This is a genomic window from Serratia sp. DD3 (assembly GCF_000496755.2).
In genome coordinates this window covers 71,709-90,496 of record NZ_AYKS02000089.1, presented here as the reverse complement: position 1 = coordinate 90,496, position 18,788 = coordinate 71,709, and the positions used below count along the sequence as shown (strand labels likewise).

Here is an 18,788-nt window from a genome sequence, read left to right as displayed (position 1 = left end):
GCTTAATCTAAGTTGAAACAATCTGTAATATAGCCACTATAGTTCACGTTTCAGGGAGATTCGCTGCGACTTACATAAAATTTAGTATAAGACGCTATACCCCAGTTCGTTCAAATATCAGGACAAAATGCATCGCGTTTTGAACAGCGCCTGCGCTGGCTCCGAAGGAAATAGGCCCAAATGGGCAGAGTCACGCGGCAAGCCTGCAGTTTGAATGGAGACGGGTCTATAAGTCTTCATGAGGAGAAGTCGGTGATAGATCTGATTAACTTTATCAACAATGTTCTATGGCGTTCAGTACTCATCTATTTACTACTGGGCACCGGTATCTATTTTACTTTACGTACCCGTTTCATTCAGATCCGTCACTTCCGCCACATGTTTTCATTGCTGAAAAACAGCACGAAAAGTGACAGTGCAGGGATCTCATCCTTCCAGGCGTTATGCACCTCACTCGCTGCCCGCGTCGGTAGCGGTAATCTCACCGGTGTCGCGATAGCACTCACAGCTGGTGGCCCCGGCGCTATCTTCTGGATGTGGGTGGTGGCACTCATCGGTATGGCGACCTCTTTTATTGAAAGTACCCTGGCTCAGCTCTACAAAACCAAAGATGATCAGGGCAACTATCGTGGCGGCCCCGCTTACTATATGGAAAAAGGGTTGGGGATGCGCTGGATGGGGGTCCTGTTCTCTATTTTCCTGCTTATCGCGTTCGGGTTGGTATTTAACGCCTTACAGGCCAATTCCATCGCCATGGCCAGCGCCGTCGCCTTTAACTTCGATCCGTTATATGTGGTCATCGCTTTAACGCTATTGAGCGGCCTGGTGATTTTTGGTGGTATACGCTCTATCGCCCGTGTTGCAGAAAAAGTCGTGCCATTAATGGCGACCATTTATCTCCTGCTGGCATTTTGGATCATCGGTCATAATATTACCCAAATGCCCGCTATCTTGGCATTGATCGTCAAAAGTGCTTTCGGCCTACAGGAAGCTGCGGCAGGTGCCATGGGTTATGGGATCGCCCAGGCGATGACGCAAGGGATACAGCGCGGGCTGTTTTCGAACGAAGCCGGTATGGGGTCGGCGCCAAATGTGGCGGCATCCGCGACACCTTATCCCCCTCATCCTGCTTCACAGGGCTATATGCAGATGTTTGGTGTATTTATCGACACCATTGTTATTTGCAGTGCAACCGCCGCGATTATTCTCGCCTCTGGCGCGCTCGAACAGTCCGCCGGCAATATCAGTGGTATCGACCTGACTCAGCGGGCCATGGCCTATGCTCTGGGTAGCTGGGGGCCGGCGTTTATCGCCGTGGCGATTTTCTTTTTTGCGTTCACCTCCATTATTGCCAATTATGCTTACGCAGAAAATAATCTGATCTTTCTTGAGCGCAATCATCCTACCGGATTGATGCTTTTCCGTTGTGTGGCTTTATCAATGGTGATGTATGGTTCATTGGCTGATTTGCCCGTGGTGTGGAAAATGGCCGACATCGCCATGGCGCTGATGGCCATTACCAACCTGACAGCAATCTTACTGTTGTCCGGTGTCGCCCTTAAAGTCGCTAAAGATTATAACTACCAGCGAACCCTGGGTAAGATCCCCAGTTTTGATGCCAGCCGCTTCCCGGAATTAGCACCTCAACTTGAACCCGGGATCTGGGAAAACAACAAACCGCATTAACCATCTCGGGGCGCACATCCGCTGTGCGTCCCGGTCTTCAACGGTGGCATACGCTGACACGTGTGAATAACTCGCCACTATTCCTCCTGCTCTGACACACTTTTTGCTACATTAGCTGCAAGTTGATCAACAGGACATCACCATGCTTATTATCATTTCACCGGCCAAAACCCTGGATTATGACAGCCCGCTCGCTACCCAGCGTTTTACGCAACCAGAGTTGCTGACCCAATCGCAGCAACTGATCAACATTTGTCGTCAACTGACCCCAGCACAAATCGCCACGCTGATGAGCATCAGCGATAAACTGGCTGGTCTGAATGCTGCGCGTTTTGGTGAATGGCAAGATAAATTCACACCCGATAATGCCCGTCAGGCCTTGCTGGCATTCAAAGGTGATGTTTATACCGGGTTACAGGCTCAGGACTTTAGCGAAGAGGATTTCGACTTCGCACAACAACATCTGCGCATGCTATCAGGGTTGTACGGGGTGTTGCGTCCACTGGATTTGATGATGCCCTATCGGCTGGAAATGGGAATCAAACTGGAAAACCACCAAGGCAAAGATCTCTATAGTTTCTGGGGGGACCTGATCACTCAGCATCTCAACCAAGCCCTTGCACAACAGGGTGATGATGTGGTGGTGAACCTGGCTTCGGATGAATACTTCAAAGCGGTGAAACCCGCCAAACTGCAGGGTTCACTGATCAAACCGGTATTCCTTGATGAGAAGAATGGTCAATACAAAGTAATCAGTTTCTATGCCAAGAAAGCACGGGGGCTGATGAGTCGTTTCATCATCAAAAACCGACTGACTCAGTCCGAACAGCTGATGGATTTCAATCTGGAGGGTTACTGTTTTGATGAAGCCGCATCAAAGGGGAATGAATTAATATTCAAACGTGCGCAGCAATAAAGTCACGCGCTGCAAAACAGAGAACGGCACCAGCATGGCACCGTTCTCCGGTCAAATGGCATGTTGAATCAAGCTGGCAACGTCATCAGGAATTGACGCATTTTGGCAAAATCTGCTGGCATGTTATGCGACAACAGGGGTAACTGGGCACGCTCTGCCAGTGCCTCAGGTAATGGCAACTCCTGGCCCAGAATCGCCTCCACACTCTCTTTAAATTTGGCTGGGTGCGCAGTCCCCAAGAACAGGCCAAACTCCCCTTCTTGCAATTGATCACGCAGTACCCGATAGGCGATTGCCGCATGGGGTTCAGAAAGATAGCCCAACGCTGCCAGTTCTCTCATGGCCGCCTTGGTGGTTTCATCACTGACTGCACCATAGCCCAACGCTTGCAACGGCCAGTCTTTGCGGCGGAACAACTCCTCCACTCGCGGCCAGTTGTTTGGCTGGCTAACATCCATCGCATTGGACAATGTCGCCACCGTGGCATGGGGTTGCCATAGGTCAGAGGCCAAGAAGCGCGGTACGGTATCGTTGGCATTAGTGGCAGCGATAAAGCGTTTTACCGGTAGCCCTAAAGATTTAGCCAGCAGCCCCGCCGTCAAATCACCAAAATTGCCGCTTGGCACGGAAATGACTAATTGATTACGTACGCTCTGTGGCAATTGTGCTACCGCTTCAAAGTAGTAACAAATTTGCGCCAGTAAGCGGCTGATATTGATCGAGTTGGCAGAGTTCAGATGGATGGCTTCTTTCAATGCCTGGTCATCAAACGCCTGTTTGACCAGCGCCTGGCAGGCATCAAAATCGCCATCAATCGCGATGGTGTGGATATTCCCCCCCAGAGTACAAAACAGTTTTTCCTGTAATGTACTGATCTTGCCCTGCGGATAAAGGATAACCACTCGCACATTTTTCAAGCCATAGAAGGCATGAGCCACTGCGGCACCGGTATCCCCCGAGGTCGCCGTCAAGATGGTTACTGGCTGATCACCCGCCACCTCAGCCAGCATTTGCGCCATAAAGCGGCCACCGAAATCTTTAAATGCCAGGGTTGGGCCATGGAACAGTTCCAGGCAAGCAACATCACTCGTCACTTCCGCCACCGGAGCCGGGAAGGCAAACGCCGCGTTTACCCGCTGGTATAACGCCTCTTCACTTATCTCGTCGCCAATAAAAGCCGACAGGATCTTGCTACTGCGCGTGACGAAATCCATCGCCAACAGTTGATCGATCTCGGTCAAGCCAAATTCTGGCAATTCCAGCGGGAAAAACAGCCCTTGCTGTTTACCCAGGCCCTGTTTGATCGCCTGGGCGAAATTAACCTGTTCGTTATGGTCTTTAAGGTTATACAGTTTCATGCGTTATCCCAATCTCCGAGCGCCTGCGGTATCCAGACGGCAAATATGAACAAAACCTTCGTCGTTTTGCAGGTAGTGGTTAGTCAGCCAGTCGGCCATACGTTGTGCCGTCGTCGTATCATCACAAACGGCAAACAGGGTCGGGCCGGAACCCGAAATCCCACAAGCCAGTGCCCCAATATCCTGCGAAGCCTGACGTGCCTGGGCAAAACCAGGCAATAAACGGGTACGATAGGGCTCGGCTATCACATCCTGCATCAGCTTGGCCGCCAAATGGGGTTGCTGAGTATGGCAAGCATGAATAAAGCCCGCCAGATAGCGACCATGGCTGATGCAGTCTTGCCGACGATACTGTGCCGGCAGAATGGCACGGGCCTCTGCCGTGGAAACCTTGATCCCCGGATAGGCCATTACCCACAACCACTGATTAAAACCGGGGACTTCCTGGCTGATAATCCCTTCTTCTTCCAACATCAACTGCAAGCCACCCAGATAGCAAGGGGCAACATTGTCATAATGTACGCTACCGGAAATCCGCCCTTCCAACTCCCCCATCAGGGCCAGCAGTTGCATTTTGTCGAGTGGCTGATGACAAAACTCGTTCATGGCCATCAACCCCGCCACCACCGAACAGGCACTGGAGCCCAGCCCCGAGCCAATCGGCATATTCTTCTCTAAACGCATCGCCACCGGCACTTCGCGACCAATCTCTTGGCAAAAACGTTGCCAACACTGGTAGACGATATTATCTTGCGGATCTGGCGGCAATTTGCTGACAAAGCGGCCGGTATTTTCCAGACTGAAACTACTGGCAGCCTCTACGCTGACGCAATCCCCCAGCAGCGTACCATCAACAGGGGACACTGCTGCCCCCAGAACATCAAACCCAACACTGACGTTACCAATTGAAGCCGGTGCATAGACCTTAACCATATTAAACTCCCAACTTCCACGATAGTGTGCGCAGCAAGTCGGCAAATACCCCGGCCGCGGTCACATCATTACCCGCACCATACCCACGCAGCACTAACGGCAATGGCTGGTAGTAACGGCTGTAGAAAGCCAGTGCGTTCTCACCATTTTTAACTTTATACAGCGGGTCGTTGCCATCTACCGCATCAATACGCACCTGACAACGGCCATCTTCAATAACACCGACGTAACGCAATACCTTACCTTCTTCAGCGGCGGCAGCGACGCGACGACTGTATTCGGCATCCAACGCCGGTAAGCGGGCCATAAATGTCGCCACATCGCCACTGGCATCAAACGACGCAGGCAACACTGATTCAACCTCAATATCACCCAACTCCAGCGTATAACCCGCTTCGCGTGCCAGAATAAGCAGCTTGCGCGCCACATCCATTCCGGAGAGGTCATCACGAGGGTCAGGCTCAGTATAACCATTGGTTTTAGCCTGCAAGGTCGCGGCTGACAGCGACATTCCCTCATCCAGTTTGCCGAAGATAAAAGAGAGTGAACCCGACAATATGCCTGAAAAACGCAAGAGTTCATCACCGGCATTGAGCAGGTTTTGCAGGTTTTCGATTACCGGTAACCCCGCCCCTACGTTGGTATCATAGAGGAATTTCCGCCGTGAATTAGCAGCAGCAATACGCAATTGCTGATAATAACTCATCGATGAGGTGTTCGCTTTCTTGTTCGGGGTCACCACATGGAAGCCATCAGCCAGGAAATCAGCATACTGGTCAGCCACAGCCTGGCTGGAAGTACAATCGACAATCACCGGGTTAAGCAGATGGCACTCTTTCACCAAACGAATCAAGCGACCAAGATTAAACGGTTCTTTGGCTTCCTCCAGTGACTCTTGCCAGCTTTCAAGCGGAATACCATGCACATTGGTCAGCATGGCGCGTGAATTGGCAATACCACAAACCCGCAGGTCGATATTCTTCTGTTTCAGCCAAGATTGCTGGCGGTTAATTTGCTCAAGCAATGCTCCGCCAACACCACCGACACCGATGACAAATACTTCAATCACCTGTTCGGTATTGAATAGCATTTGGTGGCTAACACGCACCCCGGTAGTCGCCGAATCATTATCTACCACCACTGAGATAGAGCGCTCTGAAGAACCTTGAGCAATCGCCACAATGTTAATATTAGCGCGCGCCAATGCGGAGAAGAAACGAGCCGAGATACCACGTAACGTGCGCATCCCATCCCCCACTACCGAAATGACCGCCAAATGCTCCATCACATCCAGAGGCTCCAGAACGCCATCTTTCAGCTCCAGGTAGAATTCCTCTTCCAGAGCACGGCGAGCACGTTGTAACTGGCTCTGCGGTACGCAAAAACTGATGCTGTATTCAGAAGAGGATTGGGTGATCAACACCACGGAAATCCCGGCGCGCGACATCACGGCAAACACCCGGGCCGCCATCCCCACCATACCTTTCATCCCCGGCCCTGAAACGTTGATCATCGCCATATTGTTCAGGTTGGTGATACCTTTCACCGGAGTATCATGATCCACACTTGCACCACCAATCAAAGTACCTGGCGCTTGTGGGTTGGCGGTATTCTTAATCAGGCAAGGGATATGGAATTGGGCAATCGGTGCAATAGTACGCGGATGAAGCACTTTAGCGCCAAAATAGGAAAGCTCCATCGCCTCCTGGTAGGACATTGATTTCAACAATCGGGCATCTGGCACTATACGCGGATCACAAGTATACACCCCGTCGACATCGGTCCAGATCTCACAACAATCCGCACGCAGGCAAGCCGCCAACACCGCTGCCGAATAGTCAGAACCATTGCGCCCCAGAACCACCAACTCGCCCTTATCGTTACCGGCGGTAAAACCCGCCATCAGCACAATATGATCATGCGGAATGGCCATGGCCGCAATACGTGCAGAAGATTCGGCTATGTCCACGGTCGATTCGAGGTAGTGCCCTTGCGCCAGCAATTTTTCAACAGGATTGATCACCGTAACCGGATAGCCCTTGGCTTTGAATACTGCCGCCATAATGGCAATTGACAGTTTTTCACCCCGGCAAATAATGGCCGCATTAACACTGTCCGGGCACTGGCCCAACAGCGCCACACCGTGCAATACCTGCTTTAACTGAGCAAATTCCTGATCAACCAAGGCTTTCAGGCGGTCATATTCAAATCCTGGCAGCGCCTGAGCCAATCCACTGAGTAGTTCAGCGAAAATACGCTGGGCATCACTCATATTGGGGAGAATATCTTGTCCTGCGGCAGTTTTTTCGATCATCGCCACCAGATGATTGGTGATCTTAGCGGGCGCTGACAATATCGTAGCCACCTGTCCCTGATGCGCATTGTTTTCAACGATATCGGCAACACGCAGAAAACGTTCTGCGTTTGCTACTGAGGTTCCACCAAATTTCAACACTCGCATTTCTGTTTATCTCCTGAATTCATATCCTAGTTGTTGCGCGCTACCGCTTGAATGACGAGAAGCATAGATCAAAAAAAAACCCGCACTGGTTAGGTGCGGGCTTTTTTTCTATTTTCGGTGTGCGTCAGCCCGCCCCGTTACCTGTGGTATCGGTGGTGGTAATAATTGTGGTGTTCAGGCTGATGCTTCGCATTCTGTTTGTCTGTCTCAATAAATATCTCTGTTACTTCTATTGGTTAAAGCAATCTCTTTACCAAGTCAAATTATTTTTTATTTTGTTCATTTTCCACCCATAGATTAATCTATGCAATAAAACGGAATAAATGTAAATTATCAGAACAAAACATAAGAATATGGTTTTAAAAATAGTGCATATCACTGGATTAATCAATGACTACACAACCATTACTTAATCAATTTTTTTTCGATATCGTGTAGCAACGTATGTAACATCACCATATCCCGTTGTTGCAAGATACCTAACCGTTGGTGGATCCAGTCACGCAATTTCTGATCTTCTGCTACGTCCAAAATGCTCAATAAATGTTCTAATCGTAAGCGTAACGCTTGTAATTGACCGGTATCCGCCGTGGGAACCGACGGCTCACTGACAGCCATCAACTCAGCCAATTGATAGCAATACACCATCACTGCCTGGCCCAGATTAAGGGACGGATAGTCAGCCACCATCGGCACACCCGTCAACAAATCCGCCAGTTCCAACTCTTCATTCGTCAGGCCGGAGTCTTCGCGGCCAAATACCAATGCCGCTTGCCCTACCCATTGTTGACGCTCCATCAACTGCTCAGCCAATTGCTGCGGGGTACAATAGTAATGAAAACGCGCGCGGCTGCGAGCCGTCGTCGCAATGGTAAAATCAATATCTGCCAGCGCCAGTTCCAGAGAAGGATAGGTTTGAACGGCATCTAAAACATCGCCAGCACCATGAGCGACCCAGCGCGCCGCAGGCTGCAAGTGAGCCTCACTGTCGACAATGCGTAAGGAAGTAAACCCCATGGTTTTCATCGCCCGCGCTGCCGCACCTACGTTTTCTGGCCGGGCTGGCGCAACCAACACGATATGAAACTGCATCACTACTCCAACAATATATACCCGTCGCCAATGACGCTGCAGCGGTGTTGCTACTCTCTCTCACCCTAGTCACATAGCTATCTATGCTCCTAGGGCTTCATTCGCTGCCGCCTACCTGCAACTTCATTGAACTTGAGTCTAGTAAAAGTGAGGTTATCCTCTCGCCATTCAATCTACAGGGCTTTGATGAGTTCGCCCATCACTGACTGTGACAAAGTTATTGGTATTTACCTCACGCTTTATGACTGAAACTTGATTAAATAGGGGGATAAATTCATTTGATCACAAAATACAAATCCTTAACATAAAAAATGTCATGCTAATAAAACATCGCTAAACACCTTTCTCAAACAGTAAATAATTGGAAACTTTCAGTTTTGCAAATAACGCCTTTATTTTATTAAAAAACAACAGTTTGTGATATTCTACAAAACAAAATCCTAGAGCATTTAGCCTCGTCTGTTTAACAATGCTGAATCGTTCACAGAATCAGTCATGCAGTCCCTTAACTTGGCATTTTCATAGGTGTTTTTCACAATACTGTTAACGTGCTACAATTAAATTTGATATATGTCAACAAAGCGTAGTTTTGTTGGGTGATGAATACGGCACACACTGTTATATTGCTGTTAATAGGGTTAACATGTGCGCCGTTTTGGCATCATTGGGGCTGTAGAAAATAGCATCCCCCGCAAGCTAGCGATCTTGTTGACATAGGTGGAAAGCGCATCAAGAACCGAGTTTACGTACTTTAGTCGTTGGTAAGAAGGGAACGTGAGCTGTATCTCTGTCCTTCATGAAGAAAATAACGACTCCTGTATTTTCTATTTTGTTAGCAATTTTAGGTAGCAAATATGCAGACCCCGCACATTCTGATTGTCGAAGACGAGTTAGTCACGCGAAACACCCTGAAGAGCATTTTCGAGGCGGAAGGCTACATCGTTCATGAAGCCAACGACGGTGCAGAAATGCACAACATTCTGTCTGAAAATGATATCAACCTGGTTATCATGGATATCAATCTGCCAGGAAAAAATGGCTTGCTGTTGGCTCGTGAACTCCGTGAACAAGCCAGCGTTGCACTGATGTTCCTGACCGGCCGTGATAATGAAGTCGATAAAATCCTCGGCCTGGAAATCGGTGCCGATGACTACATCACTAAACCCTTCAACCCACGTGAGCTGACAATCCGCGCACGCAACTTGCTCTCACGCACCATGAATCTGGGCAGTACCAGCGAAGAGCGCAAACTGGTTGAAAGCTACCAGTTCAATGGTTGGGAACTCGATATCAACAGCCGTTCTCTCATTAGCCCAGCAGGGGAACAATACAAGCTGCCACGCAGTGAATTCCGCGCTATGCTGCATTTTTGCGAAAATCCAGGCAAAATCCAGTCCCGTGGTGAATTGTTGAAAAAAATGACGGGCCGCGAACTCAAACCCCATGACCGCACTGTTGATGTGACCATTCGTCGTATTCGTAAACACTTCGAATCCACGCCAGACACGCCAGAAATCATTGCCACTATTCATGGCGAAGGTTATCGCTTCTGTGGTGATCTGGAGGATTGATCCCTTCTGATTATTGCTGATAGCCATTCGATTCAAGCTGCAGGATAAAAACGCTGTCCGTTTTGTCCTGCAACTTGATAGTCCTTTATCTTATTTAACTTCACCCCACGGCATAATCGGCACAGCGCTTAACGCGTTCTTCGGCGAGCCATCAACCAAACGGTCGGAATAGCTCAAGTAAACCAACGCATTACGATTCGCATCATAAAACCGCACGACTTGCAGCTTCTTAAACACCAAAGAAGTGCGTTTCTGGAATACCACCGTACCTTCCGTCTTACCGCTTTTGATTTTGTCACTCAACACAATTGGCCCGACCTGCTGGCAGGAAATTGCGGCATCCGAGGTATCTTCCGCCAAACCAAGCCCCCCCTTGATACCACCTGTTTTGGCACGACTGATATAACAAGTGACATTTTTAACATCGGGATCATCGAATGCTTCAACCACAATCTTATGGTCTGGGCCGAGCAACTTAAATACCGTATCAACCGATCCAACCTGCTCTGCCTGTACAACATTGGCCGTTAAACCCACTAAACTGAAAAAGAGTATCCATCCTTTTTTCATTACCTTAACTCCAAAAAAGGTGCCCATTTAGCGATAGGGCAGAAATTAATAACAGCGATACCTTCGGGTCATAGAGGCGGGATCATTGTGACTCACATCTCTTTTTTTTGACATAGGGAGCAAAAAAATCTTTGGAAGTCGCGGAAGAAAAAAGTTGTTATGATGCCCTATCGTCATCGTTTTATGCTGGTTAACATCGCTTCTATCATCTATTTTGACATGATACCGATACACCCTAAATAGTGCGGGTTCCGACCCTCAAGTTTTACGAGGAAGATCTATGGATCAAGCCAATATCATTCGTGACCTACTTAACTGGCTGGAAAGCCATTTGGACCACCCCTTACTGTTGGATAACGTTGCGGCAAAAGCAGGTTACTCTAAATGGCATCTGCAACGGATGTTCAAAGAGGTCACGGGAAATGCCATTGGTGCTTATATCCGCGCCAGGAGATTATCCAAAGCCGCCGTCGCCTTACGCTTGACCAGCCGCCCTATTCTGGATATTGCCTTACAGTATCGTTTTGACTCACAACAAACCTTTACGCGCGCCTTCAAAAAGCAGTTTGCACAAACACCCGCCTTATATCGCCGCACTGAAAATTGGAGTGCATTAGGTATCTGTCCACCGATACGATTAGAGGCATTTACGCTGCCAAATCCAGAATTTATCATCATGCCGGAACTCCATCTGATTGGTCAGACACAGAGTTACTCCTGTACCTTGGAGCAGATTTCCAGCTTCCGTACCGAATTGCGCAGACAATACTGGCGCCAATACTTAGGGGCAACCGAAACCTTGCCACCGGTACTCTATGGTTTGCATCACTCCCGTGCCAGTCAGGAAAAAGAGGATGAGCAGGAGGTGTTATACACCACCGCGCTAGAACCACATCACGTGCCAAAAGAAGTTGCAGTGGGTCAGCCTTTCGTTCTGCAACAAGGGGAATATGCCCTTTTCCACTACCAAGGCCCCCCCGCTGGACTGCAAGACTTTATTCTCATGCTATACGGTTCCTGTTTACCGTCACTAAAACTGACCCGGCGCAAAGGGTGCGATATTGAACGCTTCTACCCGGAAGGTGAGCGCCGCATACCTCAGGCTATTTCCCAACTGAGTTGCGACTATCTGATCCCCGTCCGTCGTTAAGTTTTGCCGTTTGAGCCAATGGCCACTGAGACGACGGATGGCGAATTAAGCCATCAGCTAGCGTTGCAGTTCATCCAACGCAGGCATGTCCAGATGTGAGACATCCCCGGTTGTTTCCACAATCCAACCGGGAGCCAGCCATGGGCTCTGCTGATAGTCAAGGCGTGACAACGAACAATTGCGTAAACGCAAACGGCGTTCAGCATAGGGTGGTAACCCAAGCACGGTATTGATCAAGCATCCCAATGCAATGCCATGGCTGACAATCAGTGGTTTACTCCCTTGCGGCAGCATCAGGCAATTGTCCAGGGCTGCTCGCATACGTTTCCCTAACTCCCCCATAGATTCACCTTGAGGGATCCGTGCTTCGGCAGTACCATCAATCATCTGTTTACGCCACTGTTCTTCAGGTTGTGTCAGGCTATCGATCAAGCGCTCTTCTAGAATGCCCATATGCAACTCTCGCAGCCGAGCATCAAGAACCACGTCACAACCGCAAGCATCCGCGATAATTTGCGCGGTATGGCGAGCACGGCCCAGGTCACTGGTAATCACATGGGTAATACCTTCATGACTCATGCGTTTACCAACCCAATGCGCCTGCTGTTCGCCCTTGGCGGTTAATGGGCTATCAGACTGCCCTTGAATGCGGCGTACTGCATTCCATTCTGTTTCGCCATGGCGAACGAGGTATACCTGTAACATATTTCTTTCCGTTATATCGCGTGAAACTTGAGTTTATCGGCTGACCGTGTTTTGCTTCGCACTGATGGTCGCCTAGGGTCATCACCCAAACTGGCAAACATAGCCCCACATTAAGTAAAGGAAGCTAAATCTGTTATGTATCATGTTGTCGCTGCAACAACCAATCCGGCAAAGATTAAAGCCATCCAGTTGGCATTTGAAGATACTTTTGGCGCAGACCAGTGTCGCATTGAATCTGTTGACGTCGCAAGTGGGGTCTCACTGCAGCCCATTGGTAATGTTGAAACCCGCACCGGCTCACGCCAGCGCGTTATGGAGGCTCGTCAGGTCAGACCTGAAGCAGACTTTTGGGTCGGCGTAGAGGCCGGGATCGAGGACAATATGACCTTCGCCTGGATGACCATAGAAAACCCGATAACCCGTGGTGAATCACGCTCTGCCAGCCTGATGTTGCCAGAGTCGATTTTACAGGGAATTCGCGCCGGGAGCGAATTAGGCGATGAAATGGCGTTAATCACCGGGAATAGAGAAGTGAAACGCCAAGGGGGAGCTATTGGTCTGTTTACTGATGGTAGATTAAGCCGTACCAGCGTTTATCATCAGGCATTATTATTGGCACTGGTGCCGTTCCATAATCCGATTTATCGCCAACATCTCAACACCACCCACCATCAATAATCGATTAGGAGACACTGACCTAGTCGGTGTCTCCTAATAGCTGCTGCTCCAACCACTGTTTCAAGGCCGGACTTGCTGCCTTCAAGCTATTCGAACCACGGGTAATGGTGGCAATACCCGCCCCCAGTTCATTCTTCAACTCACGCTGGCTCATCTCACCACGCATCAGTTCCTGAATTATTCGCACGCGGGTACCCAACGCAGTCCGCTCATCCGGTGTCAGCAACAATTGCAGCAACGGTTGGTGCAAATCCTGTGAGAACGCATGATTCAACAGCGCAACAAAGAGCAGCCAATCCTCATTGCCTTGCTCTGAGAGCGCGGGATCATTAAGGGATAATTGCGTCATGACATTCACCATACTATTTAACTAGTACGGCAGCTTAGCATATCCGGGTTCTCTTTCAAGTTGGCTTAGAGCGGGTTGCCCTCCATGGGCTTCCCGGCATCTTATTTACTCAACTGCCCTATCAGTAACGCCTTGACCACTCAGCATCCGTCAACACTTTGGCGGGTCGATTCATGAAATGACGATAAAATGCATCATACGCCAGCACATTCTTGACATAAGAGCGGGTTTCATTAAATGGAATACTTTCTACAAAGGCCACTGCGTCAACACGCCCTTCGGTATTACCCAACCAGGTATTAACTCTCGATGGCCCGGCATTATAAGCCGCAGAAGAGAGAATACGGTTACGGCCAAACTGCTGATATACCGACTCAAGATAGTGGGTACCAATAGTGATATTGGTTTTTGGATCAAACAATTGACTTGGGCTGCTGTAACCTGGAATGCCATATAATTGCACGGTATGCTCCGCGGTACGCGGCATCACCTGCATCAAGCCTGCCGCCCCCACGGGGGATTGGGCTTTCGGGTTCCAGGCACTCTCCTGGCGGGCTATCGCCATGGCATAGCTGGGGGTGATACCTTTATCTTCAGTCGCACGATGGAATTCCGCTTCCCAGGCGATAGGGAAACGCTCTTCCAGATGATCCCAAAGTTTGCCGACAATGGTCGCCTGTACACTCAACTCAGCCCATTTCTGCTCAAAAGCATAACGCGCCAGCGCCTCCTGATCAGCACGGTTATGGCTAGCCACCAGCGAGCTCCATTCACTGCGCGCCTGATTATCCATATTCCAGTACATCAGCTCACGTACCCGGTCAATCTCGGGCCTACTGACTAAATCGGCTCTTGGCTTGGTCGCCACTTCCACCATCACCGGGTAAGGCACATTGAGTTTTTGCGCCGCAACCATCGGGTAGAAGCCGCGTTCACGCATCAAGCTGCGTAGGGTGGCTTCCCCTTCGCTACGCTGCCCCTCATCAATCATTTGAACCGCACGCCAGTAACGCCACTCGTCTTTATCACGCGACTCTTGCGGCAAACGGGCCAGCCAGGTTTTCAGCCCCTGACGATCCCCCATTCCTAACGCCATACGCGCTCGACGTTCAAGCAAAGCAGACGATTGACTACGCAAGATCACCTGATCGCGCCACTGAGTCTGAGCTAAGGTGGCATTGTTATCCATCAAACGCCAAGCTACCGCCTCCTCCAACTCGAGCTTCTCGCCGTCACTCATTTTCTGCAAACGGGCCAGCGTTGGGATCATCAGCCGTGCATTTTCCGCATCCTGACGCGCCAGGCGAGCAAATACGATCATGGTTGCAGCACGCGTCAAGTCTGTCGGGCCGGCACTGCGAGCAAAAGACTCCACCGTACCAGGGTCATTCTGTAACCGAACCAGTGCCTCCCCCATGGTCTGCTCATTAGCCGGGAGTTGGCGATACAACGCATTTACCAGGCCACTGTTACCCGCTTTTAGCGCCAGTTTCATCCGAGCCTGAATATCGGCAGGCGTTTGCTTGCCCGCCGACTGCCAGACGCTGAATAGTTTGTCACAAGAACTCGGCAACGATTCTCCACTCAGCCAAATATCCCCGGCACCACGCCAAGCAACTTGCTGCTCACCGGTTACCCACTTGGCATAATAGTAATTACAACGAGCGGCTGCGGCTTTCGGTTCCTGTGGGCTGAATGCCAGCAGAGTACGCCAATCTTCACGGCGGGCCAGTTCATTCACAAAACGCGATGAGAGCGACTGAGCGGGCGGCAGTGTTGGGTTGCGCTGCAAAAACTGACTGACTTGAGCCACATTGACGATGCTCAAATCTTGTGCCAATTGGCGGTATTCCAGATAAGGATACAGTGGGTAATCCTGCAACGTCGGCATCAGTTGCTGTACCGTCGCCATCTGATTGCTGTCCCAAGCCTGCTTGATTTGCAGGTAACGCTGACGTTGGGCATCCAAAGAGTCCGCGACAACTGCACTCGAGAAGACCGTAAGGCTCAGCCCTACCGCCCAAATCCGCCATTTATCCACCTTGGACATACTTACCTTTCCTCGCTGGGTTATCTTGCAACAAATCACGCTCATTACCGACTCAGTCAGCCGTCAATGGACTTGTAGTTTCTAGGGGTGCAGTGTCTCACGCCCGATAACGGGAAACCACTGCCTGGCTCCCTTAGGATACAACCTGAATAAACTTGGGTATGACAGGATTGATTATAAGAAAAATTTCACCACAGCAATAGATTCTCTGTTCTATAGTTCTCTATAGTAGATCGTTCGTTGTTATACAAATCAATTACATTGTAAAAACATTTATTTAGAAGCATTTTCATATTTAACAGCACAGGGAGTATTAATGTGCTTTTGTCCGCTGAGATCAATAAGACAAGTTTTTGATTATCGACTATCATGCAGCGGAATAATTGATAAAGAATTGATTGAAAACACACAACAATCATCTCTCTGTGCCACAAATAATGGAATAACATTTCGACTAAAGAGCAGACAGCACAGACTGAAATTTGAGTACGCTTGACTTTAGGAGAGGCCTTAAATGCCAAAGCACACCCCCAATGACTATCATGAGTCGCCCAAGGCGAGTAAGCCATGGTACCAGCATAATGTTGAAGACACACTTCAACAGCTCAATAGCCAGCAAAATGGCCTGAGCGCTCAAGAAGCCGCTGAACGGTTAAAAAAGTATGGTCCCAATGCTCTGCCAGAACAGGCGGGGAAAAGTGCGTTTATCCGTTTTATCGCCCACTTTAATGATGTCCTGATTTATATTTTGTTAGCGGCGGCCTTGCTTAAAGGCATCATGGGCCATTGGATCGATACTGTCGTGATTCTTGGTGTTGCCGTGATCAACGCCCTAATCGGTTTTGTGCAGGAAAACAGTGCCGAGAAATCACTGAAAGGCATTCGTAACATGCTGTCCAGCCAGGCGATCGCCATACGTGATGGTATTAACCAGACGGTGAACGCTGAAGACCTGGTGCCAGGGGATATTGTTTTGCTGCGCCCCGGCGATAAAATCCCAGCCGACCTGCGTTTGTTGGAATCCCATAATCTGCAGGTTGAAGAGGCTATTCTTACCGGTGAATCCACCGTGGTATCCAAGCAAACCGACCCCATTGCCGATGAAGTGATGATTGGCGATCGCACCAACCTGCTATTCTCGGGTACCACCATCAGCGCCGGCAACGCCAAAGGGGTGGTCATCGCTACCGGGGGCTTTACCGAACTAGGCCATATCAGCGAGATGATCTCAACCGTTGAGACTCAGCGTACCCCCCTGTTACAACAAATGGATCGCCTGGGTAAAAGCATCTTTATGCTGATCCTGGTGATGATGGTGTTGCTGTTCCTGTTTGCCTTCACAATGCGCGACATGCCGTTCAGTGAACTGCTGGTGGCACTGATTAGCCTGGCGGTTGCCTCGGTTCCTGAAGGTTTGCCAGCTATCATCTCGATTATTCTGTCATTGGGTGTGCAGGCCATGGCGCGTAACCGAGCCATCATCCGTAAACTGCCCACCGTGGAAACACTCGGCTCAATGACGGTGATCTGTTCGGACAAAACCGGCACCCTGACCATGAACGAAATGACGGTAAAAAACGTCATCATGGCCGACCGTTCATTCCGTGTTGAAGGTGAAAGCTACCAGCCTGTTGGGGCTATTTTCCCTAGCGATAGCAACCAGCCAGTGAAAGTGCAGGATATTCCCCCACTGGCGCAATTTATCACCGCCATCACGCTGTGTAATGACAGCCATGTCAAACAGGATGAGCATGGTCGTTGGGGGGTCACCGGTAGCCCAACCGAAGGTGCCCTGAAAGTGCTGGCCATGAAAGCGGAGCTGGATGTCGGTCAAACACAGCAAGTGGCTAAAATTCCATTCGATTCCAGCTACAAATATATGGCAGTACGTAGCCAGGTAGCAGGCAAGAATCAGATATTCCTTACCGGCGCACCTGATGTGTTGTTCGCTTTATGTGAATTTGAACTGACCGATGCGGGTGTTCAACCCTTCCGCCGCGACTATTGGGAAGCGGAGATGTCACGCTTTGCCGAGCAAGGTTTGCGTATGGTGGCGGCTGCCAGCAAAACCACCGCTGATGGCGAAACCGAACTGGATCACAACGATATTCGCCAACAGATGGTGTTTATCGGTATCGCCGGTGTGATGGACCCACCGCGGCCAGAAGCGGTTGCCGCTATCGCCGAGTGTCAGCAGGCTGGTATCCGCGTGAAAATGATCACCGGCGACCACCAGAAAACCGCGATGGCTATCGGTGCCATGTTAGGTATTGGCAACAGTCAGGACTCCATCACCGGTTCCCAACTGGAACATATGGATGATAAAGCGTTGGCAGAAGCCGCGGTACATTACGATATCTTCGCCCGTACCAGCCCGGAACATAAACTACGCCTGGTAAAAGCCTTGCAGGATAAGGGCGGCGTCGTCGGTATGACCGGTGATGGTGTCAATGATGCTCCCGCACTGAAGCAGGCTGACGTCGGCATCGCCATGGGGATTAAAGGTACCGAGGTGACCAAAGAGGCCGCCGATATGGTATTGACCGACGATAACTTCGCCACCATCGCCAGTGCAGTAAAAGAAGGTCGCCGTGTCTACGACAACCTGAAGAAAACCATTCTGTTTGTATTGCCAACCAACCTGGCGCAAGGGCTACTGATCATCATCGCCATTCTAATGGGTGCCATGCTGCCACTGACGCCTATCCAGATCTTATGGATGAACATGGCCACCTCGACCACCTTGTCCTTTGGTCTGGCTTATGAACCGGCAGAAAAAGACGTGATGCACCGTAAGCCACGGATCCCCGGTAGTAATGTACTGGATCTGCACGCTATCTGGCGTATCGCCTTCGTCGGGACCTTGATTGCCATCAGTGCCTTTATCCTGGAAGCCTGGATGGAGCCGCGCGGTTATAGCAGCGAACTCATCCGTACTGTACTGTTGCAAACATTAGTGACTGCACAGTGGGTTTACATGTTCAACTGCCGTACCAATGACCGTTTCCCACTCAACCGCCAGGTGTTCCTCAACAAAGGCCTATGGTTAGTGAGTGGTGTGCTGTTCTTGCTGCAACTGGCCATCATCTATCTACCGTTTATGAACTCACTGTTCGGTACTGCCCCACTACCCCTGTTCTATTGGGGCGTGACACTGATGATAGCGGTGGGGCTGTTCCTGATTGTAGAAGTGGAAAAATGGATTATTAACAGTTTCAAAGCGCGTCGTAAAACCACGGTATAATATGGTAGTCGTGGGTTAACCCCGC

Annotated in this window: 15 protein-coding genes and 1 other annotated feature; of the genes, 6 read left to right on the top strand and 9 right to left on the bottom strand. The window is 50.0% G+C overall.

What is annotated here, in order from left to right:
* The first annotated feature begins 252 nt into the window (after nt 1–252).
* A complete protein-coding gene (locus tag IO95_RS17760) occupies nt 253–1,686 on the top strand; it encodes a sodium:alanine symporter family protein (RefSeq protein WP_023489764.1) in 1,434 nt (477 codons plus the stop codon).
* A gap of 142 nt (nt 1,687–1,828) precedes the next feature.
* Entirely contained in the window at nt 1,829–2,602 is a 774-nt protein-coding gene (yaaA, locus tag IO95_RS17755; RefSeq protein WP_023489765.1) for a peroxide stress protein YaaA, read from the top strand.
* Nucleotides 2,603–2,670: 68 nt separating this feature from the next.
* On the opposite strand, the gene thrC is transcribed toward yaaA, so the two are convergent.
* The 5 genes from thrC to IO95_RS17735 form a co-directional block, all read right to left on the bottom strand.
* Complete coding sequence (gene thrC / locus IO95_RS17750) at nt 2,671–3,960, bottom strand: threonine synthase (RefSeq protein ID WP_023489766.1); 1,290 nt, start codon at nt 3,958–3,960, stop codon at nt 2,671–2,673.
* 3 nt (nt 3,961–3,963) lie between these two features.
* Nucleotides 3,964–4,893 (bottom strand): homoserine kinase, encoded by a 930-nt coding sequence (gene thrB, locus IO95_RS17745; protein WP_023489767.1) that lies wholly within the window; start codon nt 4,891–4,893, stop codon nt 3,964–3,966.
* 1 nt (nt 4,894) lies between these two features.
* Nucleotides 4,895–7,354 (bottom strand): bifunctional aspartate kinase/homoserine dehydrogenase I, encoded by a 2,460-nt coding sequence (thrA, locus tag IO95_RS17740; RefSeq protein WP_023489768.1) that lies wholly within the window; start codon nt 7,352–7,354, stop codon nt 4,895–4,897.
* Between the two features lie 69 nt (nt 7,355–7,423).
* Nucleotides 7,424–7,540, bottom strand: a sequence feature (Thr leader region).
* Nucleotides 7,479–7,547 (bottom strand): thr operon leader peptide, encoded by a 69-nt coding sequence (thrL, locus tag IO95_RS24310; protein WP_152554967.1) that lies wholly within the window; start codon nt 7,545–7,547, stop codon nt 7,479–7,481. Its footprint overlaps the feature before it by 62 nt.
* A 212-nt stretch (nt 7,548–7,759) precedes the next feature.
* Nucleotides 7,760–8,446, bottom strand: a complete 687-nt coding sequence (locus IO95_RS17735; RefSeq protein ID WP_037386395.1) for a tRNA/rRNA methyltransferase — start codon at nt 8,444–8,446, stop codon at nt 7,760–7,762.
* Between the two features lie 854 nt (nt 8,447–9,300).
* On the opposite strand from IO95_RS17735, the gene arcA reads away from it, so the two are divergent.
* The gene (gene arcA, locus IO95_RS17730; RefSeq protein ID WP_023492762.1) at nt 9,301–10,017 is read left to right on the top strand and encodes a two-component system response regulator ArcA; all 717 of its coding nucleotides are present in this window, start codon (nt 9,301–9,303) and stop codon (nt 10,015–10,017) included.
* A gap of 90 nt (nt 10,018–10,107) precedes the next feature.
* On the opposite strand, the gene creA is transcribed toward arcA, so the two are convergent.
* Complete coding sequence (gene creA / locus IO95_RS17725; RefSeq protein ID WP_023492763.1) at nt 10,108–10,587, bottom strand: protein CreA; 480 nt, start codon at nt 10,585–10,587, stop codon at nt 10,108–10,110.
* Nucleotides 10,588–10,867: 280 nt separating this feature from the next.
* Between creA and robA the strand changes: the two genes are divergently transcribed.
* Nucleotides 10,868–11,737 carry an MDR efflux pump AcrAB transcriptional activator RobA gene (gene robA / locus IO95_RS17720; protein WP_023489665.1) on the top strand — a complete coding sequence of 290 codons (870 nt, stop codon included), beginning with the start codon at nt 10,868–10,870 and terminating at the stop codon, nt 11,735–11,737.
* A 57-nt stretch (nt 11,738–11,794) separates the two neighbouring features.
* Here the strand turns inward: robA and gpmB are convergent, their stop codons facing one another.
* Nucleotides 11,795–12,442, bottom strand: a complete 648-nt coding sequence (gene gpmB / locus IO95_RS17715) for a 2,3-diphosphoglycerate-dependent phosphoglycerate mutase GpmB (protein ID WP_023489664.1) — start codon at nt 12,440–12,442, stop codon at nt 11,795–11,797.
* A gap of 135 nt (nt 12,443–12,577) precedes the next feature.
* Between gpmB and yjjX the strand changes: the two genes are divergently transcribed.
* Nucleotides 12,578–13,120: an inosine/xanthosine triphosphatase gene (yjjX, locus tag IO95_RS17710; protein ID WP_023489663.1), complete on the top strand. Its 543-nt coding sequence runs from the start codon at nt 12,578–12,580 to the stop codon at nt 13,118–13,120.
* Between the two features lie 19 nt (nt 13,121–13,139).
* On the opposite strand, the gene trpR is transcribed toward yjjX, so the two are convergent.
* Together trpR and sltY are read right to left on the bottom strand one after the other, a co-directional pair.
* The gene (trpR, locus tag IO95_RS17705; protein ID WP_023489662.1) at nt 13,140–13,469 is read right to left on the bottom strand and encodes a trp operon repressor; all 330 of its coding nucleotides are present in this window, start codon (nt 13,467–13,469) and stop codon (nt 13,140–13,142) included.
* A gap of 121 nt (nt 13,470–13,590) precedes the next feature.
* The gene (gene sltY / locus IO95_RS17700) at nt 13,591–15,510 is read right to left on the bottom strand and encodes a murein transglycosylase (RefSeq protein ID WP_369794376.1); all 1,920 of its coding nucleotides are present in this window, start codon (nt 15,508–15,510) and stop codon (nt 13,591–13,593) included.
* A gap of 523 nt (nt 15,511–16,033) precedes the next feature.
* Between sltY and IO95_RS17695 the strand changes: the two genes are divergently transcribed.
* Entirely contained in the window at nt 16,034–18,763 is a 2,730-nt protein-coding gene (locus IO95_RS17695) for a cation-transporting P-type ATPase (RefSeq protein ID WP_023492768.1), read from the top strand.
* Nucleotides 18,764–18,788: the final 25 nt, after the last annotated feature.

What these genes read in the sequence shown, in the direction of transcription:
- IO95_RS17735 (WP_037386395.1), bottom strand. Translation starts at nt 8,446, where the DNA reads ATGCAGTTTCATATCGTGTTGGTTGCGCCAGCCCGGCCAGAAAACGTA.
- IO95_RS17695 (WP_023492768.1), top strand. Translation starts at nt 16,034, where the DNA reads ATGCCAAAGCACACCCCCAATGACTATCATGAGTCGCCCAAGGCGAGT.
- thrA (WP_023489768.1), bottom strand. Translation starts at nt 7,354, where the DNA reads ATGCGAGTGTTGAAATTTGGTGGAACCTCAGTAGCAAACGCAGAACGT.
- yaaA (WP_023489765.1), top strand. Translation starts at nt 1,829, where the DNA reads ATGCTTATTATCATTTCACCGGCCAAAACCCTGGATTATGACAGCCCG.
- trpR (WP_023489662.1), bottom strand. Translation starts at nt 13,469, where the DNA reads ATGACGCAATTATCCCTTAATGATCCCGCGCTCTCAGAGCAAGGCAAT.
- thrC (WP_023489766.1), bottom strand. Translation starts at nt 3,960, where the DNA reads ATGAAACTGTATAACCTTAAAGACCATAACGAACAGGTTAATTTCGCC.
- yjjX (WP_023489663.1), top strand. Translation starts at nt 12,578, where the DNA reads ATGTATCATGTTGTCGCTGCAACAACCAATCCGGCAAAGATTAAAGCC.
- thrB (WP_023489767.1), bottom strand. Translation starts at nt 4,893, where the DNA reads ATGGTTAAGGTCTATGCACCGGCTTCAATTGGTAACGTCAGTGTTGGG.
- arcA (WP_023492762.1), top strand. Translation starts at nt 9,301, where the DNA reads ATGCAGACCCCGCACATTCTGATTGTCGAAGACGAGTTAGTCACGCGA.
- creA (WP_023492763.1), bottom strand. Translation starts at nt 10,587, where the DNA reads ATGAAAAAAGGATGGATACTCTTTTTCAGTTTAGTGGGTTTAACGGCC.
- robA (WP_023489665.1), top strand. Translation starts at nt 10,868, where the DNA reads ATGGATCAAGCCAATATCATTCGTGACCTACTTAACTGGCTGGAAAGC.
- gpmB (WP_023489664.1), bottom strand. Translation starts at nt 12,442, where the DNA reads ATGTTACAGGTATACCTCGTTCGCCATGGCGAAACAGAATGGAATGCA.